The organism is Lentzea sokolovensis (assembly GCF_033949975.1).
Taxonomy (GTDB): domain Bacteria; phylum Actinomycetota; class Actinomycetes; order Mycobacteriales; family Pseudonocardiaceae; genus Lentzea; species Lentzea sokolovensis.
Genome location: NZ_JAXAVU010000010.1, coordinates 898,365 through 919,409 on the forward strand (window position 1 = coordinate 898,365; position 21,045 = coordinate 919,409).

Below are 21,045 nucleotides of genomic sequence, written 5' to 3' on the forward strand. Positions count from 1 at the left end.
CATAGGCGTCCGCGCCCTTGACCGGTCAGGAACTGTTGACAAGGCCGTAAAGCCAAGGTGAGATACGCCCACTATGACAACGTTGTCCCCCAGCGGGCCCGTAGCCGGTCAGCGCAAGGTACGTCGTGCGACGATGAACGACGTCGCGCGGCTCGCGGGCGTGAGCATCAAGACCGTCTCACGCGTGGTCAACGACGAGCCGGGCGTGCATCCGTCCACCGCGGAGCGCGTGCTGGCGGCCATCGACCAGCTCGGGTTCCGGCGGAACCTGAGTGCCCGCAACCTGCGCCGAGGCTCGTCCACCGGCACGATCGGGCTGGTGCTGGAAGACGTCGGCAACCCGTTCTACTCCGGCGTGACGCGCGCTGTCGAGGAGATCGCCCGTTTGCGCGGCAGACAGGTCATCTCGGGGTCGTCGGACGAGGATCCGAGCCGCGAGCGCGAGCTCGCGCTGGAGTTCTGCAGCAGGCGCGTGGACGGGCTGCTGATCGTGCCCGCCGGTCTGCAGCACAGCTACCTGGTGCCGGAGATGCGCGCGGGCACGCCCGTGGTGTTCCTGGACCGGCCCGCCGGCGACGTCGTGGCCGACACCGTGCTGGTGGACAACATCGGCGGCACCGTCGAGGCGGTCACGCACCTGGCCTCGCACGGGCACCGCCGCGTCGCGTTCCTCGGGGACGCCCCGGACATCTTCACCGCCAACGAGCGCCTGCGCGGCTACCGCGAGGGCTGCGTGCGAGCCGGCATCGGCTACCACGAGGAACTCGTGGCGATGGGACCGCACGACGAAAGCAGCGTCAGGACCACGTTGCAGCGCCTGCACAGCATGCGGGAGCCCGCGACGGCGATCGTGGCCGGCAACAACCGCATCACCGTGTACATCCTGCGCGCGCTCGCGGGCGTCGCGGAAAGGCCCGCCCTGGTGGGCTTCGACGACTTCGAACTCGCCGACCTGTTGTCGCCGCCGGTGACCGTGATCGCGCACGACGCGAGCGCGCTCGGCAAGGCGGCCACCGATTTGTTGTTCGCCCGACTGGACGGCGACAACTCACCACCGCGCCGCGTCGTGCTGCCGGTGCGCTTGGTGCCACGAGGATCCGGGGAGGTCCACGCGTGAGTTCTGGTGTTCTCCACCAGCCTGTCAACTTGCCCGCCAACCAGCCGAAGCAGTTCTACCGCGGCGGTGAGGCGATCGCCGCGTTGCGCGGCGGGACCAGTGGCGACTTCGGCCCCGAGGACTGGGTGGCGTCGACGACCACGCTCTACGGACGCGACGACGCAGGGCTGACAACGTTGCCAAACGGCGTGCTCCTGCGCGACGCGGTGAAAGCGGACCCGACGGGATGGCTCGGCGCGGACCACGCGGCCAAGTTCGGCGGCGACACGGCGTTGCTGGTGAAGCTGCTCGACGCGGGCCAGCGCCTGCCCGTGCACTGCCACCCGTCGAACGCCTTCGCGTCCTCGCACCTGAACTGCCGCCACGGCAAGACCGAAGCGTGGATCGTCGTGGGCACGACCGGGTCGACCCCGACCGTCTACATCGGATTCCGCGACGACGTGCCCGCCGCCACCGTCGCGGACTGGGTCGCCACGCAGAACACCTCGGCGATGCTCGACGCGCTGAACCCGATCTGCGTCCGGCCCGGTGACACGGTCTTCGTGCCCGCCGGCGTGCCGCACGCGATCGGCGAGGGCGTCTTCATCGTCGAACTGCAGCAGCCCACGGACTTCTCGGTGACGCTGGAGTGGCAGGGCTTCCTCGCCAACGCCGACATCGGCCACCTCGGCCTCGGCTACGACGTCGCGCTGGACTGCGTGGACCGGCAGGGCTGGAGCGGTCAGCTCGACAAGCTCGTGCGTCAGACGTCCGAGAAGTGGGCGCCGTCGGTCGATCTGCTCGGCCACGACGCGGACCCGTTCTTCCAGGCCGACCGCCTGCACGTGGAGGGCTCCTTCGCACTGGAGCCGTCGTTCGCCGTGCTGGTCGTGCTGGAGGGTTCCGGCCAGCTCGGTGAGCTGGAGGTGCACAAGGGCAGCACCCTCGTCGTGCCTCACGCGGCCGGCGAGCTCGGTCTGACCGGTGACCTGGTGGCGATCCGCTGCCGTCCACCCGTTCTGTCCGCTGTGTAGTCACTGAAGGATGTGAACCGTGAGCCAGCCGTTGCTGGAGGCTCGTGATCTCACGAAGAACTACGGCACCGTGGAGGCTCTCCGCGGTGCCGCGTTCACCGCTTATCCCGGTGAGGTCGTGTCGCTGATCGGCGACAACGGCGCGGGCAAGTCCACTCTGGTGAAGTGCCTTTCCGGGGTGGAGCAGCCCACCAGCGGCACGCTGCTCTTCGACGGCGAGCCGCTCGTTCTCAGCTCCCCCAACGACGCCCGCGACCGGGGCATCGAGACGGTCTTCCAGGACCTCGCGGTCGCGCCGGACCTCGACCCGGCCGCGAACATGTTCCTGGGCAGGGAGATCCTCAAGCCCGGCGTCCTCGGTCTGCTGGGCGTGCTGGACAAGAAGGCGATGCGCAGGCAGGCCGCCGAGCACTTCTCGCGGTTCGGCGCGACGCTGCAGAGCATCGACGTGCCGATCGCGGCGCTGTCCGGTGGCCAGCGCCAGTCCGTCGCGGTCGCGCGGTCGGTGGCGTGGGCGTCGAAGCTCGTGTTCATGGACGAGCCGACGGCCGCACTCGGTGTCGTACAACGGGAACGCGTGCTGGAAGTGATCAAGCGCGTCCGCGACGAGGGCATCGCCGTGGTGCTGATCTCGCACAACATGCCCGAGGTGCTGTCGGTCTCCGACCGCGTCGAGGTGCTGCGCCTCGGCCGGCGCGTGGCCCGTTTCAAGGCCTCGGACACCAGCGTGGAAGAGCTCGTCGGCGCGATGACCGGTGCGCTCACTCAGGAGGACGCGGCGTAATGACGACCGATGAGAAGACAACGTTGTCAACTCAGCCGGACGAGCAGCGCATCCCGTTGCTCAAGCGTTTGACCGGCGCGAACACGCTCTGGATCGGCCTGGTGCTGCTGGTCCTGGTCGCCACGTTCGGCGCGATCCGTCCGGACGCGATCTTCCAGGTGACCACGCTGCAGTTCCTGCTCGCGGAGACCGCCGTGCTGCTGGTGCTGTCGGTCGGCATGACGTTCGTGATCATCACGTCCGGCATCGACCTGTCCGTCGGTTCGGTGCTGGTGTTCGCGTCGGTGTCGAGTGCGATGGCGATGAACTCGGTGTCCGGCGGCGACGCGACGAACGCGGGCTGGGGCGTGATCGCGTTCGGCCTGCTGGTCGCCGTGGTCAGCGGCGCGGTCTGGGGTCTGCTCAACGGTCTGCTGATCTCGCGGGCGAAGATCCCGCCGCTGATCGTGACCCTGGGTTCGTTCGGTGCGGCGCAGGGCGCGGCTTTGTTGCTGAACAACGGTTCCAACGTGTCCGGCATCCCGGACAAGCTGAACACCACCTTCGGTTCCGGCACGTACTTCGGCATCCCGAACATCGTGATCGTGGCCGCGATCGTCACCGCTCTCGGCGCGTTGCTGTTGTCCACCACGCGTTTCGGCCGCTACACGTACGCGGTCGGCTCGAACGAGGAGGCGGCCAGGCGCGTCGGCATCTCGGTGCGCGGCCACCTGACGAAGGTGTACCTGCTCGCGGGCACCCTGGCGGGTCTCGCGGGGTTCATGGGCAACGCGTTCTTCCGCGTCGCGGTCGTCACCGGCCACGAGACGGACAACCTGAACGCGATCGCCGCCGTCGTCCTGGGTGGGACGAGCATCTTCGGCGGCATGGGTTCGGTGCTGGGCACGGTCTTCGGCGTGTTCATCCCGGCGGTGCTGGAGAAGGGCCTCGTGATCATCGGGGTCAAGGAGTTCTGGCAGCCGATCGCCGTGGCGATCGTGCTGGTGGCCGCCGTGTGGCTGGACCAGACCCGGCGGCGGGCGCGCAACCAACGTTAGGAAAGGTGCTGGACCAATGAAGATCCGCTCCGCAGTGGCTGTCTCAGCCGCTTTCCTGCTCGCCGCGTGTGGCGGGGGTGGGCAGATTGGTGACTCGAACTCGGGCAACTCCGCCGCGAACAAGAAACTGGTGCTGATCCCCGGCATCTCGGCGGAACCGTTCTACATCTCGATGCAGTGCGGTTTCGAGGGTGCGGCCAAGGCCGCGGGCTACGAGTTCGACACGCAGGCCCCCGCCAAGTTCGACGCGGCCCAGCAGACCCCGATCGTCACGGGCGTCCTCGCGTCGAAGCCCGCCGCGGTCCTGATCGCGCCGACCGACGACAAGGCCATGGCCGGCCCGATGAAGCAGCTCAAGGACGCGGGCATCAAGGTCGTCGAGGTCGACACGAAGCTCCAGGACACCTCGATCGGCGTCTCCTCCATCTCGTCCAACAACGAGCAGGGCGGCAAGCTCGCCGCCGAGACGCTGAACAAGCTCGCGGCCGGCAAGACCGGCTCGGTGCTGGTGCTCAACACCAAGGCGGGCACGTCGACGACGGACGCGCGCGCCAAGGGCTTCGAGGACGCCATCAAGGCCTACCCGAACCTCAAGTACATCGGCCAGCAGTACACCGACAACGAACCCGCCACCGCGGCCTCGAAGGTGACCGCCACGCTGGCGGCGAACCCGGACCTGATCGGCGTGTTCGCGACCAACCTCAACAGCGGTGAGGGCGCCGCGACCGGCCTGCGCAACGCGGGCAAGACCGGCGCGGTGAACCTGGTCGGCTTCGACGCCTCGCCCAAGCAGGTGGAGGACCTGAAGGCGGGCACCGTGCAGGCCCTGATCGCCCAGGACCCCGCCACGATCGGCAAGCAGGGCGTCGAGCAGGCCCTGGCCGCGATCGACGGCAAGGAGAACAAGCGCAACATCGAGACGGACCTCGTCGCCATCACGAAGGACGACGTGTCGGCCAACTCGAAGTACTTCTACAAGGAATCCTGCTGATCTTCAGCTGACGACGAAGGGGCCGTTCCCGGTGCGGGGACGGCCCCTTTCGCAATCAGGCGCTCCTTCAGGATCGGGTGCGCGTCGAGGAACGCCGCCCGCTGCTCTTCCAGCGTCACGACCTCCGAGGCATCGGTGGGAGCGAAGATGTCCACCACGTCGTCGTTGGTGGCCTTCTCTCCCTCCCTGTGCAGGTAGGCCTCCCTGCCGTCGGAGAACTGGTGCAACATCCCGGACGACCACACGTCCGGCCGACTGCCCATGCAGCACAGCAGAATCCCGTGGTCCTCCAGCTGTCTCCGCAGCGCGTCGAAGCACTCCCGCACGTCACGCCCACTGATCGTCGAAGCCAGGTGGCCCGGCTCCAGCACCTCGATCGTGAACGGGTGGATGGCCACTTCCAGCACGAACTCCAAGCGTTCTTCTCCGGCCAGTCCGGCCACGTTGACGATCTCGGATCTCCCCATCCTTCGATCATGACACCGGGGTCTCCACCTACGGGACCATTACGCATGTCATGGCTGTTTGGCCGGGTGGCCTAAGACCCAAGTCGTACGAGTCCGTCATCCTTCAGCGGATGTTCAGAGTCCTGAAAACCGATGAGCTGTAGGCACATTGGAGGGGGCTCGAATGCTACGAAAGAAAATCGCGGCGGCACTTGCCGTTGTAACAGCGACATCCCTGCTCATCGCACCACAGGCACTGGCAGCACCAACCCAGCAGATCCAGTGGCAGCAGTGCTTCGCCCCGGGAACGCCGGGACTTCCGCCAGGCGGCGAACGACTGGAGTGCGGCAGCTTCACCGCGCCGATGGACTGGAACAACCCGCGCAACGGCAAGACGATCACCATCGCCGTCAGCCGCCTGACGCCGAAGAGCGGCACGGCGAAGTCCACGGTCTTCACCAACCCCGGCGGTCCCGGTGGACCCGGCCGCACGATCCCGCTGCTCTACCTCGATCGGCCCAAGCTGAGCGAGAACGCCGAGATCATCGGGATCGACGTGCGCGGCACCGGCGCGAGCAGCAACGTCACGTGCGGGAGCTTCAACACCGACGGCCAGGTCGATCCGCGTGATCGCAGCAAGGCCAACCTCGACCTGCTCTACGGCGCCATGGAACTGCAGGCGAAGTTCTGCCAGGCCAAGTCGGGCGAGTTCGGCAGGTACGTCTCCACCGACCAGACGGTGAAGGACCTCGACCTGCTGCGCCAGGTGCTCGGCAAGAAGAAGGTCAGCTGGCTCGGCTACTCCGGCGGCAGCTGGATGGGCGCCTACTACGCCACCTACTTCCCCAAGACGCTCGACCGGATCGTGCTCGACTCCAACGTCGACTTCACCCTGCCGTGGCAGCCGATCTTCGACGACTGGGGCATGGCCTTCGAACGCCGGTTCCGCGTCGACTTCCTGCCGTGGGTGGCGAAGTACGACGAGGTCTACCACCTGGGCAAGACCGGCGAGGAGGTGCGCCAGTCCTACGAACGCACCCGCGCCAAGCTGAACGCGCAGCCCGTCACGCGACCGGACGGCGTCTACAACGGCGTCACGCTCGACCTCGTGCTGCGGAGCACGCTGTACAACAAGGACAGCTTCCCCGAGGGCGCGCTGAGGCTCGCGGAGCTGGCCGGCGCGGTGTCCCCGCAGCTGAAGACGCTGGCCAGTTACCCGGACGCCCAGCTGGGCACCGCCTACTCGATCCTCTGCAACGACACGCCGTTCCAGGGCGGCAGGAAGTACCTGGAGCGCGACGGCGCGCAGGACGGCGCCAAGTGGCCGCTCGTCGGCTACACCCAGATCGCCGGCCCGTGCGCGTTCTGGGACCGGCCGGACGTGAAGCTCAAGCAGCCGACCGGGATCGGCGTCGCCCCGACGCTGATGGTGCAGTCGGTGCGTGACCCGGCGACGCCGATCGAGCAGGCGCAGCGGGCCCACCGGAACTTCAGGAACTCCGTGCTGCTCACCGTTGAGGACGAGGGTGACCACGGCATCTACGGCTTCGGCAACCCGTGCGTGAACGACATCGTCGAGCGCTACCTCGTCGACGGCGTGACTCCCGCCGCGGACCTGAAGTGCCCCGGCGTTCCACTGCCCGCTCCCGACGGGCAGAGCGCGCAGAACTCGCTCGCGAAGGCACGGCAGCTCGCCACCCGGCTCGGCTGGTAGAAGGGGGAAACGCATGTACCGCAAGAAGATCGCGGTGGCACTCACCGTCGTCACCGCGACATCGCTGTTCATCGCACCACAGGCTCAGGCGGCGACCGGCCTGGCCGATCAGAGGATCACCTGGCAGCAGTGCACCGACGAACCAGGGTTCGAACGGCTGCAGTGCGGCAGCTTCACCGCCCCGATGGACTGGAACAACCCTCGCAACGGCAAGACCATCACGATCGCCGTCAGCCGCACGGTTCCGTTGAACGGCAAGGCGAAGACCGCGGTCTTCACCAACCCCGGTGGGCCTGGCGGTGAGGGACGCACGCTGCCGATGGTCTATCTCGACCGGCCGAAGCTCAGCGAGAACGCCGAGATCTACGGCATCGACGTGCGCGGCACGGGCGCCAGCAGCAACGTCACGTGCGGCGGGTACGACACGCTCGGTTCGACGGACCCGCGCGATCGCAGCAGGGCGAACCTGGACCTGATCTACAGCGGTATGGAGCTGCAGGCGAAGTTCTGCCAGGCCAAGTCCGGTGAGCTCGGGAAGTACATCACCACCGACCAGACCGTGAAGGACCTGGACCTGCTGCGCCAGGTGATCGGCCGCAAGAAGGTCGACTGGGTCGGTTACTCCGGCGGCAGCTGGATGGGCGCCTACTACGCCACCTACTTCCCGAAGACCCTCGACAAGATCGTCCTCGACTCGAACACCGAGTTCACCGGGACGTGGCAGTCGGTGTTCGGCGACTTCGGCATGGGCTTCGAGCGGCGATTTCGGGTCGACTTCGCACCGTGGGTCGCCAAGTACGACGACATCTACCACCTCGGCAAGACCGGTGAAGAGGTGCGGCAGAGCTACGAACGGACGCGCGCGAAGCTCGCACAGCAGCCCGTCACCCTGCCCGAAGGCACGTACAACGAGGTCACGCTGGACCTGGTGCTCGTCCAGGGCCAGTACAGCAAGTACGCGTTCGACAGCACCGCGCGCAAGTTCGCCGAACTGGCCGGCACGGTGCCGGCGCCGATGACGGCGCAGGCTTCCTACCCGGACGCGCAGAACGCCACGTTGCACTCGATCGTCTGCAACGACAACAAGTTCCGCGGCGACCGCGAGTTCCTGGAACGCGACGCCGCGCGCGACGGCGCCAAGTGGCCGTTGCTGGGGTACTACCAGATCATGGGCCCCTGCGCGTTCTGGGACCGGCCGAACGTCAACCTGAAGCAGCCCAACGGAATCGGCGTCACGCCGACGCTGATGGTGCAGTCCGAACGCGACGCGCCGACGCCGATCGAGGGTGCGCGCAAGGCGCACGCCGGGTTCGCCGGATCGCGGCTGCTGACCGTGAAGGACGAGGGTGACCACGGCATCTACGGGTTCGACAACGCCTGCGTGAACGACATCGTCGAGCGCTACCTCGTCGACCGCGTGACGCCGTCCGGTGACCTGTCCTGCCCCGGAGTGCCGCTGCCCGAGCCGGGTCAGCAGCAGGCCGGGACGCTGGAGCAGGCGCGGACCCTGGCAACCCGGCTCGGCTGGTAAGGGGGAGGTCCGATGAGAAAGCAGTTGGCGGCCGTAGCCGCCGTGACCGTGGCAACGTCGTTGTTGGTCGCACCACAGGCTTCGGCAAGCACCGAGTTCGCGCGCCAGGACATCAAGTGGCAGCAGTGCACCGATGAACCGGGGTTCGAACGGCTGCAGTGCGGCAGCTTCACCGCCCCGATGGACTGGAACAACCCTCGCAACGGCAAGACCATCACGATCGCCGTCAGCCGCACGGTTCCGTTGAACGGCAAGGCGAAGAGCACCGTCTTCACCAACCCCGGCGGCCCTGGCGGCGCCGGGCGCACGTTGCCACTGATCTACCTGAACCGGCCGAAGCTCAGCGATAACGCCGAGATCGTCGGCATCGACGTGCGCGGCACCGGTGGCAGCGACAACGTCACGTGCGGCTCCTACCAGCACCGGCTCGCCACCGACTGGCGCGACCGGAGCAAGGCCAACCTCGACCTGCTCTACGGCGGCATGGAACTGCAGGCCAAGTTCTGCCAGACCAAGTCCGGCGAGCTCGGCCGATACATCACCACCGAGCAGACCGTGCGCGACCTCGACCTGCTCCGCCAGGTGCTCGGCCGCAAGAAGGTCAGCTGGCTCGGCTACTCCGCGGGCACCTGGATGGGCGCCTATTACGCGACCTACTTCCCGAAGACCCTCGACAAGATCGTCCTCGACTCCAACACCGAGTTCACCGAGTCGTGGCAGAAGGTCTTCGACAACCTCCCGGCCGGGTCCGAACTCCGGTTCCGCGCCGACTTCCTGCCGTGGGTGGCGAAGTACGACAACGTGTTCCATCTCGGCAAGACCGCCGAAGAGGTGCGCCAGAGCTACGAGACCACGCGTGCCCGGCTGACCGAGCAACCCGCCACGCTGCCGGACGGCACCGTCGTCACGCCGGTGGTGCTGGACGCCGTGATCTTCGGCGGCCTGTACAGCAAGGACTCCTTCGAAGGCACGGCCCGGCTGGTCGCGCTGCTCGCGGGCACGCTGCCGATGTCACTGGCGGCTCCGAAGCAGTACCCGGACGCGCTGATGGGCACGCAGATGTCGATCCTGTGCAACGACACCCCGTTCCGCGGTGACCGGAAGTCGTTGGAGCGTGAAGGAAACAAGAGCGTCCGGCAGTACTCGCTCGTCGGCGGCTACCAGGTGACCGGCCCGTGCGCGTGGTGGGACCGCCCGGACGTGCAGCTCAAGCGCCCCAACGGAAAGGGCGTCGACTCCGCGCTCATGGTGCAGTCGGTGCGTGACCCCGCGACGCCTCTCGCAGGCGCGCGACGGGCACATGCCGGGTTCGCCAACTCGCGGATGCTGACCGTGAAGGACGAGGGTGACCACGGCATCTACGGGTTCAGCAACGACTGCGTCAGCGACGTGGTGGAGAGCTACCTCGTCGACGGCGTAGTGCCGGCGAAGGACCTGAGCTGTCCCGGTGTGCCGCTACCGGCACCCGGTGCGAGCACGGGCAACCCGCTCGTCAAGGCGCAGCAGCTGGCCGCTCAGGCCGGGTGGTGACCGTCCACTCAGGATGATCAGGGGCTGAGGCGTTTGTGCGGTGAGCGCCTCCGCTCCTCCATCTCGGCCTCGGTCACGGCCTCGACACCCTTCAGGACGTGGACCCAGCCGTGGCGGTCCGCCCGGAACCAGGTGGGCCCGGCTCCGTGGCGGTACTCGGAGTTCCGGGTGCCGTCCGCGCCGCCCCAGGTCCGCACGACGCGGTCCAGGAACTCCCACCCCGGCACCTTCCGGTCGGTGACCACCCAGTAGCGGTACCGGACGTCGGCGGGCGCGGTGTTGAGACGGGCCACGGTCTCCTCGAGCTCACCCGCCCGTGCCTCGTCGATCTCGACCGGTTCTCCCTCCTGGTCGAACGCGCACGTCACGTCCTCCCAGTGCTCCCCGACGAACGCCTTCTCCTTGAGATGACCGTTCTCCTCGGACTCCACGCGCGCCAGGCGCAGCGGATCCCCGTTGCCGTCGGTGAACACGAAGAACCTGAGTTCGGTGATCCGCGGACGAGGTGACCACGACGTGAGCAGGTGGTCGAGGGCCGCTCCGGTGACGGGCTTGCCGCAGTGGTGCCGGCGGGAGGTCTCGACCCAGCGGCGGTTCTCGTCGAGGGTCTCGTAGCGGTGGTGACCGTTCTCCCCGACCAGCTCACGGATGAGCACGTGCGGATCCGCGACGTCCGGGTACAGGTGGTTCGTCACCGCGAAATGGCGGACGTCGGTATCACCGAACACGCGGCGCGCCAGGACCTCCTGGAACCGGGCTGCGTCCTCCTGGGTGATCCGGACGAGCCTGCCCTCGACCGGTTCCTCACTCCAGACCAGGTCGCGGGTGTACGACACCACCTCCCGTGCACTGGTCAGGTCCTCCCTGACGATGGTGAGCGGGTCGTCGAACGGGTGCTCCTCGGTCACGACCGCGAAGTGGAGGTGCCGCTCGGCGTAGCCCTCGCTCGCGTGCATGCGCTGACCGGAGCTGCGCGGATCCCTGTCCTGGATGTCGATCCGCGGGCCCGTTCGCGTGATCAACACGTCGGCTTCCGCGGCGGAGATGGGCACGTTCACGAACCACTCGCGGTACACGGGATCAGGCCGCACCCAGTGAAAGGGCGGCACGAACATCTCCTCGGAGGCGCCGTCGACCCGGACGACGGCCACCGGGTTGTCCCTCGGACGGTCCCAGTCGATCAACGCGAAGTGCTGGTGCCCCATGCACCGATGATCGCCTAGAAGGCGCCTGGATGGGTACGTCTGCGCCGTGCCGCGTAGACGCCCGCCTCGGTGCGGCGGTCGAAACCGAGCTTGTGCAGCAGCGACGACACGTAGTTCTTGACCGTCTTCTCGGCGAGGAACAGGCGATTCGCGATCTGCCGGTTCGTCATGCCTTCGGCGATGAGGTCGAGGATCCGGCGTTCCTGCGGACTCAGCGCGGCGTAGCGCGGATCTTCCTCTGGGCCACCGCGAAGCCGTTGCAGGACGGTGGCCGTGACGCCGGCGTGCAGGAGCGATCCGCCGGAGGCGAGGGTGCGGACGGCGGCGACGAGATCGTTGCCGGACACCTCTTTCAGCATGTATCCGGCCGCGCCCGCCATGATCGCGCCGAACAACGCCTCGTCGTCCGAATAGGACGTGAGCATCAGGCACGCCGGCGGCGGCTGCACCAGGCTCCTGATCTCCCGGCACACCGTGACGCCGTCGCCGTCGGGCAGCCGCACGTCGATGATCGCCACGTCGGGTTTGAGCCGCGGCGCCTGCGCGATCGCGGCCGCGGCGCTGTCCGCCTGGCCCACGACCTGCACGTCCTCCGCCTGCGCGAGCAACTGCACCAGCCCGCGCCGCACGATCTCGTGGTCGTCCACCAACAGCACCGCTATCGCCATCTCGCCTCCTGCAGCACCAGTGGAACGAACCAGGTGATGCTCACCCCGGCTCCGGGGATCGAGTCCACCGCGCAGTCGCCGTGGTGGCGCCGCGCCCGAGCCGCCATGTTCGCGAGGCCGCCCGAGTGATGGGGCGCCCCACCGGAATCGTCAGCCAACGGCAAGCCTCTGCCGTCGTCCTTGACCATGAGCTCAAGACTCGTCACGGTGCGATCGACGCTCACGGCAACAGCAACATGCTTTGCTCTCGCATGACGCACGACGTTCGTTAGCGCCTCTCGGAGCGTGGCCAGCAAATCAGGCCTGACCTGGTCCGGCACCACGGTGTCCAACGGTCCTTCAAGCGACACGTCCGGTTCGAAGCCCAGCAGCTGTGCGGACTCGTGCACGACGTTGAGCAACTGGCCGCGCAGACTCGTGCCCCCTGCCGGCGGTTCCTGCAGGGAGAAGATGGTGCGGCGGATCTCGCGGATCGTGCGGTCGACCTCCTCCACGAACCCGCTGATCCGCTCGGCGACCTGAGGCTTGACGCTCTTCCCGGTCAGCCCCTGCAACCCGAGCCCGAGCCCGAACAGCCGCTGGATGACCAGGTCGTGCAGGTCCCTGGCGATGCGGTCGCGATCCTCCAGCACCGCCAGCCGTTCGGTGTCGCCCCGCGCCCGCGTGAACTCGAACACCAGCGCGGCCTGCGCGGCGAAGGCCTCGATGAGGTCGGGGTCGTCGAAGCCGGACTCGGTGCTGGGCCTGGACAAGATCAGCACGCCGATCGTCCGCTTCCCCACCTTCAGCGGCACGACCGCGCACGGCCCCGGCACGGCGGACACCTTGCCCTCGGCGTGGCACTCGCCCTGGCCGGACTCGTAGACCCGGTAGGTGACCGTGCCCTGCTTGGGCACCCGCATGCCCTCGGCGTCGTACGTGCCGCCGTCGGTCACCTCGATGACGAGGTCGCCGTTGTGGTCGGGCAGCACAACGGCCGCGAAGTCGGCGTTGGCCGTTGTGCGTGCCGTCTTCGCCACGAGGTAGAGAGCGTCACGGCCGCTCGTGCCCATCAGCAGGTTGGTCGTCACCTCGGCGGCGGCGCGCAGCCACACCTCACGCTTGCGCGTCTGCTCGTAGCGGTCGAGGTGCTCCACCGCGCTTCCCGCCGCCGTGGCCAGCGCGGTGAGGACGTCGCGGTCCTGGTTGCTGAACTCCGCCTTGCCGCTCAGGAAGAGGTTGCCGAACGTCTCGTCGTGCACCTTGATCGGCGCGCCCAGGAAGTCCGCCGGTCCGATCGAGCGCGGATCACCGGACGTGATCTGCACCTGCCCGTCGTGGTGGGCGGTGAACTCCGTCAGCTCCCGGTGGGTGTTGATCACGGCCAGCGCGCCGTAGGAGGCTCCGATCAGGTCGCAGGCCGACTCGACGGTGTGGCGGAGCAGATCGGGGAGGGTGTCGACTTCGGCGAACGACAGCACGACGTCCAGCACTCGCTGTTCCGTACTGACGTTGCCGTCCACGGCCTTCACCCCTTGGGGGGATAGAAGTGACACCGCACGAACGACTGAGAGTAACTCCACTCAGTAGTCAAGGGGGAGACCATCACTGCAAACAGTGAACTTTGGGACTACTGAGAGTAGAGGTGCATCTTGTTTGGTGTAAGACTCAGTGCAGGCCGACCGTGAACCCCTCGTCGATCACTCCGCGGTAGATCTGCGGGGCGAAGGTCCGCAAGCCGTGGTCGAGCGGGCCGATGAACCCGGCCGAGTCACCGAGCGGCAGCCGGTACCCGTTCTGCACCCGGTGGAACTCCCACAACGGCTCCATCGTCGGGTGCGCGGGCCGGAACTGCTGCGGATCACGCGGGTGCAGGTCGACGCGCACCAGGGTCCTGCGCACCAGGGCGTCCGCGAGCTGGACCGCGCGCTCCTGGGTCCGGGAGATCGAGATCGCGCCCAGCTCCTGCCAGGCGGCCGCCCACGGCATGCCCTGCGGGTCGTCCAGGCGGATGCCCTGCTGCTCGATGATCAGCTTGCGGGGCCGGGAGATCGTCTTCCACTTGACCACGGCCATCACGCCGATGAAGGTGAAGGCGATGCCGATGACGGCCGCGATGCTGCCGCCCACCGGTTCGCCGTCCACGAACGCCGTGACGGCGCCGACCAGAGCGAGGATGCCCAGGATTCCGGCGACCGAGCCGCCGATCAGGACTTTGCGGGTGTCGCTCTTGCCGAGGTCGATGACGACAGGCGCAGGCGCTCCCCAAGCGGTCATGACCGCAGGTTACCGCTGATCAACAGCTCCGCGGCGGCGAACGGGTCCAGTTCACCCTCGACCACGCGCTTCGCCAGCTGGTCGACGGGACCGAAGCGGGTGCGGACGCGTTCGACGGCGATGGCCTCGATCTCGGCGCCCGCGCGGCGCAGGCGCCGTTCGGTCAGTTCGCCGTGCTCGGCCATCCACGACTGGTGTTCGGTGATCGCCTCGACCACGCGGTCGAGGCCTTCCATGCGGGCCGCGACCGTCTTCACCACGGGCACGCGCCACGACGGGCCTTCGCGGTCCCTGCGGCCCAGCGAGATCATGTACTTGAGGTCGCGCGCGGTCTGGTCGGCACCGTCGCGGTCGGCCTTGTTGACCACGAAGACGTCCGCGATCTCCAGGATGCCCGCCTTGGCGGCCTGGATGCCGTCGCCCATGCCCGGCGCGAGGAGCACGAGCGTCGTGTCGGCCAGGGCCACGATCTCGACCTCGGACTGACCGACGCCGACCGTTTCCACGATGATCACGTCGAACCCGGCCGCGTCCAGGACCCGCAGCGCCTGCGGGGTCGCCCAGGAGAGGCCGCCGAGGTGGCCGCGGGTGGCCATGGAACGGATGAAGACGCCGGGATCGGTGGCGTGGTCGCCCATCCGCACGCGGTCGCCCAGCAGGGCGCCGCCGGAGAACGGGCTGGACGGGTCGACGGCGATCACCGCGACGCGCTTGTCCTGGTCGCGGAAAGCACGCACCAACGCGTTCGTGGAGGTCGACTTGCCGACGCCGGGAGCGCCGGTGATGCCGACGACCTGGGCGTGCCCGGTGTACGGGGCGAGGGCCGCCGCCACCAGGGGCAGCTGCGCACTCCCCTGTTCCACCAGGGAGATCAGTCTGGCGACCGCGCGCGGCTCGCCGTCACGCGCGCGGTCGACCAGTCCTGTTACGTCAACAGCTGTGGCCACAGCCAAGGAGACTAGGCCTTGGAGGGCACGCGGATGATCAGAGCGTCGCCCTGACCACCACCACCGCACAGCGCCGCCGCACCCACGCCGCCGCCCCGGCGCTGCAGCTCCAGCGCGAGGTGCAGGGCGATGCGGGCGCCGGACATGCCGATCGGGTGGCCCAGCGCGATGGCGCCGCCGTTGACGTTGACCTTGTCCTCGGAGATTCCGAGCTGACGGGACGACACGATGCCGACCGCCGCGAACGCCTCGTTGATCTCGATCAGGTCGAGGTCAGAGGGGTCGATGCCCTCCTTGGCGCACGCGGCCTTGATGGCGTTGGACGGCTGCTCGTGCAGCGAGGCGTCGGGGCCCGCGACGACGCCGTGGGCGCCGATCTCCGCGATCCACTCGAGGCCCAGTTCCTCGGCCTTCGCCTTGCTCATCACGACCACGGCGGCCGCGCCGTCGGAGATCTGCGACGCCGAACCCGCGGTGATGGTGCCGTCCGGGGCGAACGCCGGGCGCAGCTTGCCGAGCGAGTCGGCGGTGGTGTCCGCACGCACGCCCTCGTCCGTGCTGAACAGGACGGGGTCGCCCTTGCGCTGCGGGATCGAGACCGGTGCGATCTCGGCCTCGAAGACACCGTTCCCGGCGGCCTTCGCGGCGAGCTGGTGCGACCGCGCCGAGAACGCGTCCTGCTCCTCACGCGTGACGCCGTAGCGGCCGTTGTACTTCTCGGTCGAGACGCCCATCGCGACCTGGTCGAACGCGCAGAACAGGCCGTCGAGCGCCATGTGGTCCTGCATCGTCACGTCGCCGTACTTGAACCCGCCGCGCGACTTCGGCAGCAGGTGCGGCGCCTGCGTCATCGACTCCTGGCCACCGGCCACGACGACGTCGAACTCGCCGGCGCGGATCAGCTGGTCGGCCAGCGCGATCGCGTCGATGCCGGACAGGCACACCTTGTTGATGGTCAGCGCGGGCACGCTCATCGGGATGCCGGCGGCGACCGCGGCCTGGCGGGCGGGAATCTGGCCCGCGCCGGCGGTGAGCACCTGACCCATGATCACGTACTGCACCTGCTCGGGGGCCACGCCCGCGCGTTCCAGTGCCGCCTTGATCGCGACGCCACCCAGCTGGGCGCCCGAGAAGTCCTTGAGGGATCCCAGCAGTCGGCCCATCGGGGTACGCGCCCCGGCGACGATCACGGAACCGGACACAACTGCCTCCATTGGAAGAGCGAACGGTCGTTAACTAGGCACCATACCTGGGGCTACTGGGCGGTAATCGTGTGAGACCCCGCACAGCGGCACCTGCACCGATCAGGTAGATACCCTTGCCCGCTATGAACGCAGACATCGCTCGATTCGTGACCGCGATCGACCACGTGGGCATCGCGGTGCCCGACCTCGACGTCGCCATCGCGTTCTACCGCGACAACTTCGGCCTCGAGGTGGCGCACGAGGAGGTCAACGAGGAGCAGGGCGTGCGCGAGGCGATGCTGCACGCGCCCGGCGACCACGACGGCACCGCCATCCAGCTGCTGGCGCCGCTGAACGAGGACTCGACGATCGCCAAGTTCATCGGCCGCTCCGGCCCGGGCCTGCAGCAGCTCGCCTACCGGGTGTCCGATGTGGACGTCGCGGCGGACGCACTGCGGGCGAAGGGCCTGCGCCTGCTCTACGAGGAGGCGCGGCGCGGCACGTCGAACAGCCGGGTCAACTTCGTGCACCCCAAGGACGCGGGCGGCGTGCTCATCGAGCTGGTCGAGCCAGCGCGTTAGCCACGAAGCTCAGTTCCCGGTCGATCGGGTCCTCCTCGTCGCTGTGCCGCGCCACCGAGTGCCGGTAGCTGACGGCCAGCGCGAGGAGTGCCGCGGCGGCCTCGACGTCCTTCATCGCGACGGTGGCACCGCCCGCGGCCAGGATGACCTGCTTGATCTGCGCCGCGACGTTCTCGTAGCGCGCCCTCATCGCGTCGCGCACAGCCGAATGCGTATCCGCTTCACGCCACAACAGGTGTGACAGCAGCGGTGAGGCGTTCAACCGCGCGTCAAGTGCGGCGACGAGTCTTCTGAGCGACTCGGCGATGTCCCCCGCCACGACGACGCGGCGGTGGTCGACCGTGCTGTCCGGCAACCGCGCGACCAGTGCGGCGAGCAGGTCCTTCTTGCGGTTGAAGTAGTAGTGCACCAGGCCTTTGGGCACCCCGGCGCGTTCGGCGATCCGCGAGGTCGGGGTGGCGTCGAAGCCTCCGTCGGCGAACAGCTCCTCGGCCGCGGCCAGGATGCGCTCCTTGGCCGAATCCTCCACGCGTTCCTCCACGGGTGTGTGGGCCCAAGAGGTTCCTGGGCCCACAGGTTTCCTGACTGATCAGTGCGGTTGTGCGGCGGCCGAGTGCGCTGCGTTCGCGGAGGGCATCGCCAGCGCCCCCGCGGCAACGGTGAGCACACCACCGACCCAGGAGACCCACGAGGCCGCCATCAGGTCGCTGTAGCTCATCACCCACGGAGAGATGAACAGCAGTGCTCCGAGCACCATCTGCACGTACTCCCCGTAGATCATCGCGGGCATGGCGAGGTCGACGAGTCCGTCGATCGCGATGAGCGCGCCGAGCACGATCATCGTCCACATGGCCGCGTTCGAGGTGTCCACGACGAGCGGAGACAGCAGCACCAGAACACCGATAGCCACCTCGGTCCAGTCCTGCCACCTGGTCCACGCCTTGGTCATCACTGCACCTGTCCTTTCTGGCTACCTCCCTCTCGACACCTTCGATGCTCCTCTTTGGTTGGCCGCCCGGTCAACACTTCTGAGTGGAATCCCTCACAGGCGTGCATCTGAATCGGTTACTGCTGAGTAACCTCCGGCAACCTGCGACTATCCCTCAATCGGGAAGGAATGCCGCCGTGCAGAAGATCCTTGACGCGATCCTGGCCGATGAGCTGGACGCGATCGGTTCGTTGGACGTTCCGGAGAGCTATCGGGGCGTGACCGTGCACGCGGACGAGGCCGACATGTTCTCGGGCCTGGAGACGAGGGACAAGGACCCTCGCAAGTCGCTGCACGTCGACGAGGTGGCCACGCCCGAGCTCGGGCCGGGCGAGGCGCTGGTCGCCGTCATGGCCTCCGCGATCAACTACAACACCGTGTGGACCTCGATCTTCGAGCCGGTGTCCACGTTCGGGTTCCTGCGCAAGCTGGGAGGCCGCCACGACCTGCCGTACCACGTCGTGGGATCGGACCTGGCCGGCGTCGTCGTGCGCACGGGTCCCGGCGTCACCGCGTGGAAGCCGGGCGACCGCGTCGTGGCGCACTGTCTGGACGTGCCGCTGGAAGCGCCGGACGGGCACAACGACACGATGCTCGACCCGCAGCAGCGGATCTGGGGCTTCGAGACGAACTTCGGTGGTCTCGCCGACCTGGCGCTGGTGAAGTCGAACCAGCTCATGCCGATGCCGAAGCACCTCACGTGGGAGGAGGCCGCGTCGCCGGGCCTGGTGAACTCCACCGCGTACCGCCAGCTGGTCTCGACCAACGGCGCGAACATGAAGCAGGGCGACACGGTCCTGATCTGGGGTGCGTCCGGCGGCCTGGGTTCGTACGCCACGCAGTTCGCGTTGAACGGTGGCGCCACGCCGATCTGCGTCGTGTCCTCGCCCGAGAAGGCGGAGATCGTTCGTTCCATGGGCGCCGAGCTGATCATCGATCGTTCGGCGGAGGGCTACAAGTTCTGGAAGAACGAGCACGAGCAAGACCCGCGCGAGTGGAAGCGGTTCGGTGCGCGCATCCGTGAGCTGACCGGTGGCGAGGACCCGGACATCGTGTTCGAGCACCCCGGCCGGGAGACGTTCGGCGCTTCGGTGTTCGTGGCGCGCAAGGGCGGCAAGATCGTCACGTGCGCGTCGACGTCCGGCTACATGCACCAGTACGACAACCGCTACCTCTGGATGAACCTCAAGAGCATCATCTCCTCGCACTTCGCGAACTACCGCGAGGCGTGGGAGGCGAACCGCTTGGTCGCCAAGGGAAAGATCCACCCGACAGTGTCCAAGGTGTACTCAATGGACGAAACGGGCCAGGCAGCGCACGACGTGCACCGCAACGCGCACCAGGGCAAGGTCGGCGTGCTCTGCCTTGCGCCCGAAGAAGGTCTTGGTGTGCTGGATCACGAACTACGCGCACAACACCTCACGGCTATCAATCGATTCCGGGGTGTGTGACCTTCTGGGGTTACCCGAACGGGTAGCGTGAGGGGCATGGGCCTCGCCGACGACCGTGACCTCGTCCCACTGGGATCCGGCTTCGACATCGTCAAGCGCGGGTATGACCGCAACCAGGTCGAGGATCATCTCGAACGCCTCGACTCGGACCTGCGACTGCTCGCCGCGGACCGCGATGCCGCTGTCTCCCAGACGTCAGATCTGGCGCGCCAGCTGGAAGCCGCACGCTCGGAGATCACCGAGATGCGCAACCAGGTGGAGCGCCTGTCACTGCCGCCGACGACGCTGGAGGGGCTTTCCGAGCGCCTCCAGCGCATGCTGCGGCTGGCGCAGGACGAGGCCAACGAGATCAAGGCCCGTGCCGAGTCGGAGGGCGGGCACATCCGCGCCAAGGCGGAAGCCGACGCGGGTGTGCTGCGCCAGCGCTACGAGAAGCTCATCGCCGAACTCGACGAGCGCCGCAGCGCCATGGAGTCCGAGCACAAGGGCGTTCTCGAAACGGCGCGCAACGAGGCGGAGAAGATCGTCTCCGAGGCGGAGTCCGCCGCCCGCAAGATCGCCGACGAGTCCGAGCAGCGCCGCGTGACCGTCGAAGAGGACTTCGAGATCGCGATGGCCGCCCGCCGCTCCGAGGCGATGGCCACGCTGGCCGCGCAGGAGGCCAGCTCCAAGGCCGAGGCCGACCGGCGCCTGCGCGAAGCCGCCGAAGAGGCCGCCCGAGTCCGCGCCGCGATCACGACCGAGCAGACCACCTCGAAGGCCGACGCCGAACGCCGAGTCCGCGAGGCCACCGAAGAGGCGAACCGCCGCCGCCACGACGCGATCACCGAGGCCACCGCGCGCATCCAGGAAGCGACCGACGAGTCGAACCGCCGCGTCCGCGAGGCCACCGAGGAAGCCAACCGCCGCACCACCGCCGCAACCCAGCGCGTCGACCAGCTCCGCAACCTCCGCAACCGCCTCTCGCACCAGCTCCACAACGTGCGGACGGCGCTGCAGGAGGTCGTGCCGCTGCTCGACCCGGTGGACGAGGAGAAGCCCGCGGCTCCAGCTCCCACCCAGACTCCGGCTCAGGGACAGGGTGGCGCTCCGGTGCCGGCCCAGCCCGCTCAGGCACCGCAGGCAGGTCAGGCACCGCAGGCAGGTCAGGCACCGCAGGCAGGTCAGGCACCGGCGAGGCCCGCGGCACCGCAGGCTCAGCCGCAAGCTCCCGCCCAGGCCGCTCCTGCCGCGCCGAACAAGCCCGCTCAGGCTGCACCGGCTCAGCCGGCCGCGCCCTCGGCGCAGAACAAGGCGCAGAACAAGCCGGCGCAGGGGTCCCCAGCCCCGGCTGCTCAAGCTCAGGCGTCGCAGGCATCCCAGGCTCAGGCTTCCCAAGCCAAGTCGCCTCAGGGCCAGGCTTCCCAGGCCCAGTCGCCTCAGGGCCAGGCTTCCCAGGCCCAGTCGCCTCAGGCCCAGGCATCGCAGGGTCAGGCATCCCAGGCTCAGGCGCCTCAGGTAGACGGCCCCACTGCCAAGCTCGCACGCCCGCAGACGGCCAAGAAGTCCTGACCCAGCAAGCTCACACAGCAAGCTCACGCAGGGGTCCCCCGCCCAGGGGGA

General features: G+C 68.2%; 20 protein-coding genes. 11 read left to right on the plus strand and 9 right to left on the minus strand.

From position 1 onward, the window contains the following. The first annotated feature begins 133 nt into the window (after nucleotides 1-133). From SK854_RS26295 to SK854_RS26315, 5 genes are read left to right on the plus strand one after another with little or no spacing between them, the layout of a single operon-like run. The gene (locus tag SK854_RS26295) at nucleotides 134-1,117 is read left to right on the plus strand and encodes a LacI family DNA-binding transcriptional regulator (protein ID WP_319977760.1); all 984 of its coding nucleotides are present in this window, start codon (nucleotides 134-136) and stop codon (nucleotides 1,115-1,117) included. Between the two features lie 29 nt (nucleotides 1,118-1,146). Further along, nucleotides 1,147-2,130 carry a class I mannose-6-phosphate isomerase gene (locus SK854_RS26300; protein ID WP_319977761.1) on the plus strand — a complete coding sequence of 328 codons (984 nt, stop codon included), beginning with the start codon at nucleotides 1,147-1,149 and terminating at the stop codon, nucleotides 2,128-2,130. 19 nt (nucleotides 2,131-2,149) lie between these two features. After that, complete coding sequence (locus SK854_RS26305; protein WP_319977762.1) at nucleotides 2,150-2,914, plus strand: ATP-binding cassette domain-containing protein; 765 nt, start codon at nucleotides 2,150-2,152, stop codon at nucleotides 2,912-2,914. Beyond that, the gene (locus tag SK854_RS26310; protein ID WP_319977763.1) at nucleotides 2,914-3,951 is read left to right on the plus strand and encodes an ABC transporter permease; all 1,038 of its coding nucleotides are present in this window, start codon (nucleotides 2,914-2,916) and stop codon (nucleotides 3,949-3,951) included. Before SK854_RS26305 ends, SK854_RS26310 begins: the two co-directional genes overlap by 1 nt. A 16-nt stretch (nucleotides 3,952-3,967) precedes the next feature. Continuing rightward, nucleotides 3,968-4,942 carry an ABC transporter substrate-binding protein gene (locus SK854_RS26315; RefSeq protein WP_319977764.1) on the plus strand — a complete coding sequence of 325 codons (975 nt, stop codon included), beginning with the start codon at nucleotides 3,968-3,970 and terminating at the stop codon, nucleotides 4,940-4,942. Here the strand turns inward: SK854_RS26315 and SK854_RS26320 are convergent. Next, nucleotides 4,924-5,409, minus strand: coding sequence for a hypothetical protein (locus SK854_RS26320; RefSeq protein ID WP_319977765.1), 486 nt, complete (start codon nucleotides 5,407-5,409; stop codon nucleotides 4,924-4,926). The genes SK854_RS26315 and SK854_RS26320 overlap by 19 nt on opposite strands. 163 nt (nucleotides 5,410-5,572) lie before the next feature. Here SK854_RS26320 and SK854_RS26325 point away from each other — a divergent pair, with 163 nt between their 5' ends. From SK854_RS26325 to SK854_RS26335, 3 genes are read left to right on the plus strand one after another with little or no spacing between them, the layout of a single operon-like run. Then, the gene (locus SK854_RS26325; protein WP_319977766.1) at nucleotides 5,573-7,102 is read left to right on the plus strand and encodes an alpha/beta hydrolase; all 1,530 of its coding nucleotides are present in this window, start codon (nucleotides 5,573-5,575) and stop codon (nucleotides 7,100-7,102) included. A 13-nt stretch (nucleotides 7,103-7,115) separates the two neighbouring features. Continuing rightward, nucleotides 7,116-8,633 (plus strand): alpha/beta hydrolase, encoded by a 1,518-nt coding sequence (locus tag SK854_RS26330; RefSeq protein WP_319977767.1) that lies wholly within the window; start codon nucleotides 7,116-7,118, stop codon nucleotides 8,631-8,633. Between the two features lie 12 nt (nucleotides 8,634-8,645). Further along, nucleotides 8,646-10,163 (plus strand): alpha/beta hydrolase, encoded by a 1,518-nt coding sequence (locus tag SK854_RS26335; RefSeq protein ID WP_319977768.1) that lies wholly within the window; start codon nucleotides 8,646-8,648, stop codon nucleotides 10,161-10,163. Nucleotides 10,164-10,180: 17 nt separating this feature from the next. Here the strand turns inward: SK854_RS26335 and SK854_RS26340 are convergent, their stop codons facing one another. The 6 genes from SK854_RS26340 to SK854_RS26365 all read right to left on the minus strand — a co-directional run bounded on the left by SK854_RS26340 (nucleotide 10,181) and on the right by SK854_RS26365 (nucleotide 16,441). Continuing rightward, entirely contained in the window at nucleotides 10,181-11,368 is a 1,188-nt protein-coding gene (locus SK854_RS26340; RefSeq protein WP_319977769.1) for a hypothetical protein, read from the minus strand. A gap of 14 nt (nucleotides 11,369-11,382) precedes the next feature. Beyond that, nucleotides 11,383-12,036, minus strand: a complete 654-nt coding sequence (locus SK854_RS26345; protein WP_319977770.1) for a response regulator transcription factor — start codon at nucleotides 12,034-12,036, stop codon at nucleotides 11,383-11,385. Continuing rightward, the gene (locus SK854_RS26350; RefSeq protein WP_319977771.1) at nucleotides 12,027-13,538 is read right to left on the minus strand and encodes a GAF domain-containing sensor histidine kinase; all 1,512 of its coding nucleotides are present in this window, start codon (nucleotides 13,536-13,538) and stop codon (nucleotides 12,027-12,029) included. Before SK854_RS26350 ends, SK854_RS26345 begins: the two co-directional genes overlap by 10 nt. A 145-nt stretch (nucleotides 13,539-13,683) precedes the next feature. Then, on the minus strand, nucleotides 13,684-14,292 hold the full coding sequence (locus SK854_RS26355; protein ID WP_319977772.1) for a hypothetical protein: 609 nt from the start codon (nucleotides 14,290-14,292) through the stop codon (nucleotides 13,684-13,686). After that, a complete protein-coding gene (gene meaB, locus SK854_RS26360; protein ID WP_319977773.1) occupies nucleotides 14,289-15,239 on the minus strand; it encodes a methylmalonyl Co-A mutase-associated GTPase MeaB in 951 nt (316 codons plus the stop codon). Before meaB ends, SK854_RS26355 begins: the two co-directional genes overlap by 4 nt. 11 nt (nucleotides 15,240-15,250) lie before the next feature. Beyond that, on the minus strand, nucleotides 15,251-16,441 hold the full coding sequence (locus tag SK854_RS26365) for an acetyl-CoA C-acetyltransferase (RefSeq protein ID WP_319977868.1): 1,191 nt from the start codon (nucleotides 16,439-16,441) through the stop codon (nucleotides 15,251-15,253). A 125-nt stretch (nucleotides 16,442-16,566) separates the two neighbouring features. On the opposite strand from SK854_RS26365, the gene mce reads away from it, so the two are divergent. Continuing rightward, entirely contained in the window at nucleotides 16,567-17,004 is a 438-nt protein-coding gene (mce, locus tag SK854_RS26370; RefSeq protein WP_319977774.1) for a methylmalonyl-CoA epimerase, read from the plus strand. On the opposite strand, the gene SK854_RS26375 is transcribed toward mce, so the two are convergent. Then, nucleotides 16,976-17,533, minus strand: coding sequence for a TetR/AcrR family transcriptional regulator (locus tag SK854_RS26375; RefSeq protein WP_319977775.1), 558 nt, complete (start codon nucleotides 17,531-17,533; stop codon nucleotides 16,976-16,978). The genes mce and SK854_RS26375 overlap by 29 nt on opposite strands. A gap of 60 nt (nucleotides 17,534-17,593) precedes the next feature. After that, nucleotides 17,594-17,953, minus strand: coding sequence for an SPW repeat protein (locus tag SK854_RS26380; protein ID WP_319977776.1), 360 nt, complete (start codon nucleotides 17,951-17,953; stop codon nucleotides 17,594-17,596). A 176-nt stretch (nucleotides 17,954-18,129) separates the two neighbouring features. Between SK854_RS26380 and ccrA the strand changes: the two genes are divergently transcribed. Both ccrA and SK854_RS48280 read left to right on the plus strand, forming a co-directional pair. Next, nucleotides 18,130-19,443, plus strand: coding sequence for a crotonyl-CoA carboxylase/reductase (gene ccrA, locus SK854_RS26385; protein WP_319977777.1), 1,314 nt, complete (start codon nucleotides 18,130-18,132; stop codon nucleotides 19,441-19,443). Between the two features lie 36 nt (nucleotides 19,444-19,479). After that, nucleotides 19,480-20,994: a chromosome segregation protein gene (locus SK854_RS48280; RefSeq protein ID WP_406601829.1), complete on the plus strand. Its 1,515-nt coding sequence runs from the start codon at nucleotides 19,480-19,482 to the stop codon at nucleotides 20,992-20,994. Nucleotides 20,995-21,045 lie beyond the last annotated feature (51 nt).

Coding starts and splice junctions, on each gene's coding strand:
- SK854_RS26320 (WP_319977765.1), bottom strand. CDS start 5,409: ATGGGGAGATCCGAGATCGTCAACGTGGCCGGACTGGCCGGAGAAGAA.
- mce (WP_319977774.1), top strand. CDS start 16,567: ATGAACGCAGACATCGCTCGATTCGTGACCGCGATCGACCACGTGGGC.
- SK854_RS26315 (WP_319977764.1), top strand. CDS start 3,968: ATGAAGATCCGCTCCGCAGTGGCTGTCTCAGCCGCTTTCCTGCTCGCC.
- SK854_RS48280 (WP_406601829.1), top strand. CDS start 19,480: ATGGGCCTCGCCGACGACCGTGACCTCGTCCCACTGGGATCCGGCTTC.
- SK854_RS26380 (WP_319977776.1), bottom strand. CDS start 17,953: ATGACCAAGGCGTGGACCAGGTGGCAGGACTGGACCGAGGTGGCTATC.
- SK854_RS26295 (WP_319977760.1), top strand. CDS start 134: ATGAACGACGTCGCGCGGCTCGCGGGCGTGAGCATCAAGACCGTCTCA.
- SK854_RS26340 (WP_319977769.1), bottom strand. CDS start 11,368: ATGGGGCACCAGCACTTCGCGTTGATCGACTGGGACCGTCCGAGGGAC.
- SK854_RS26330 (WP_319977767.1), top strand. CDS start 7,116: ATGTACCGCAAGAAGATCGCGGTGGCACTCACCGTCGTCACCGCGACA.
- SK854_RS26325 (WP_319977766.1), top strand. CDS start 5,573: ATGCTACGAAAGAAAATCGCGGCGGCACTTGCCGTTGTAACAGCGACA.
- SK854_RS26335 (WP_319977768.1), top strand. CDS start 8,646: ATGAGAAAGCAGTTGGCGGCCGTAGCCGCCGTGACCGTGGCAACGTCG.
- SK854_RS26345 (WP_319977770.1), bottom strand. CDS start 12,036: ATGGCGATAGCGGTGCTGTTGGTGGACGACCACGAGATCGTGCGGCGC.
- SK854_RS26355 (WP_319977772.1), bottom strand. CDS start 14,292: ATGACCGCTTGGGGAGCGCCTGCGCCTGTCGTCATCGACCTCGGCAAG.
- SK854_RS26310 (WP_319977763.1), top strand. CDS start 2,914: ATGACGACCGATGAGAAGACAACGTTGTCAACTCAGCCGGACGAGCAG.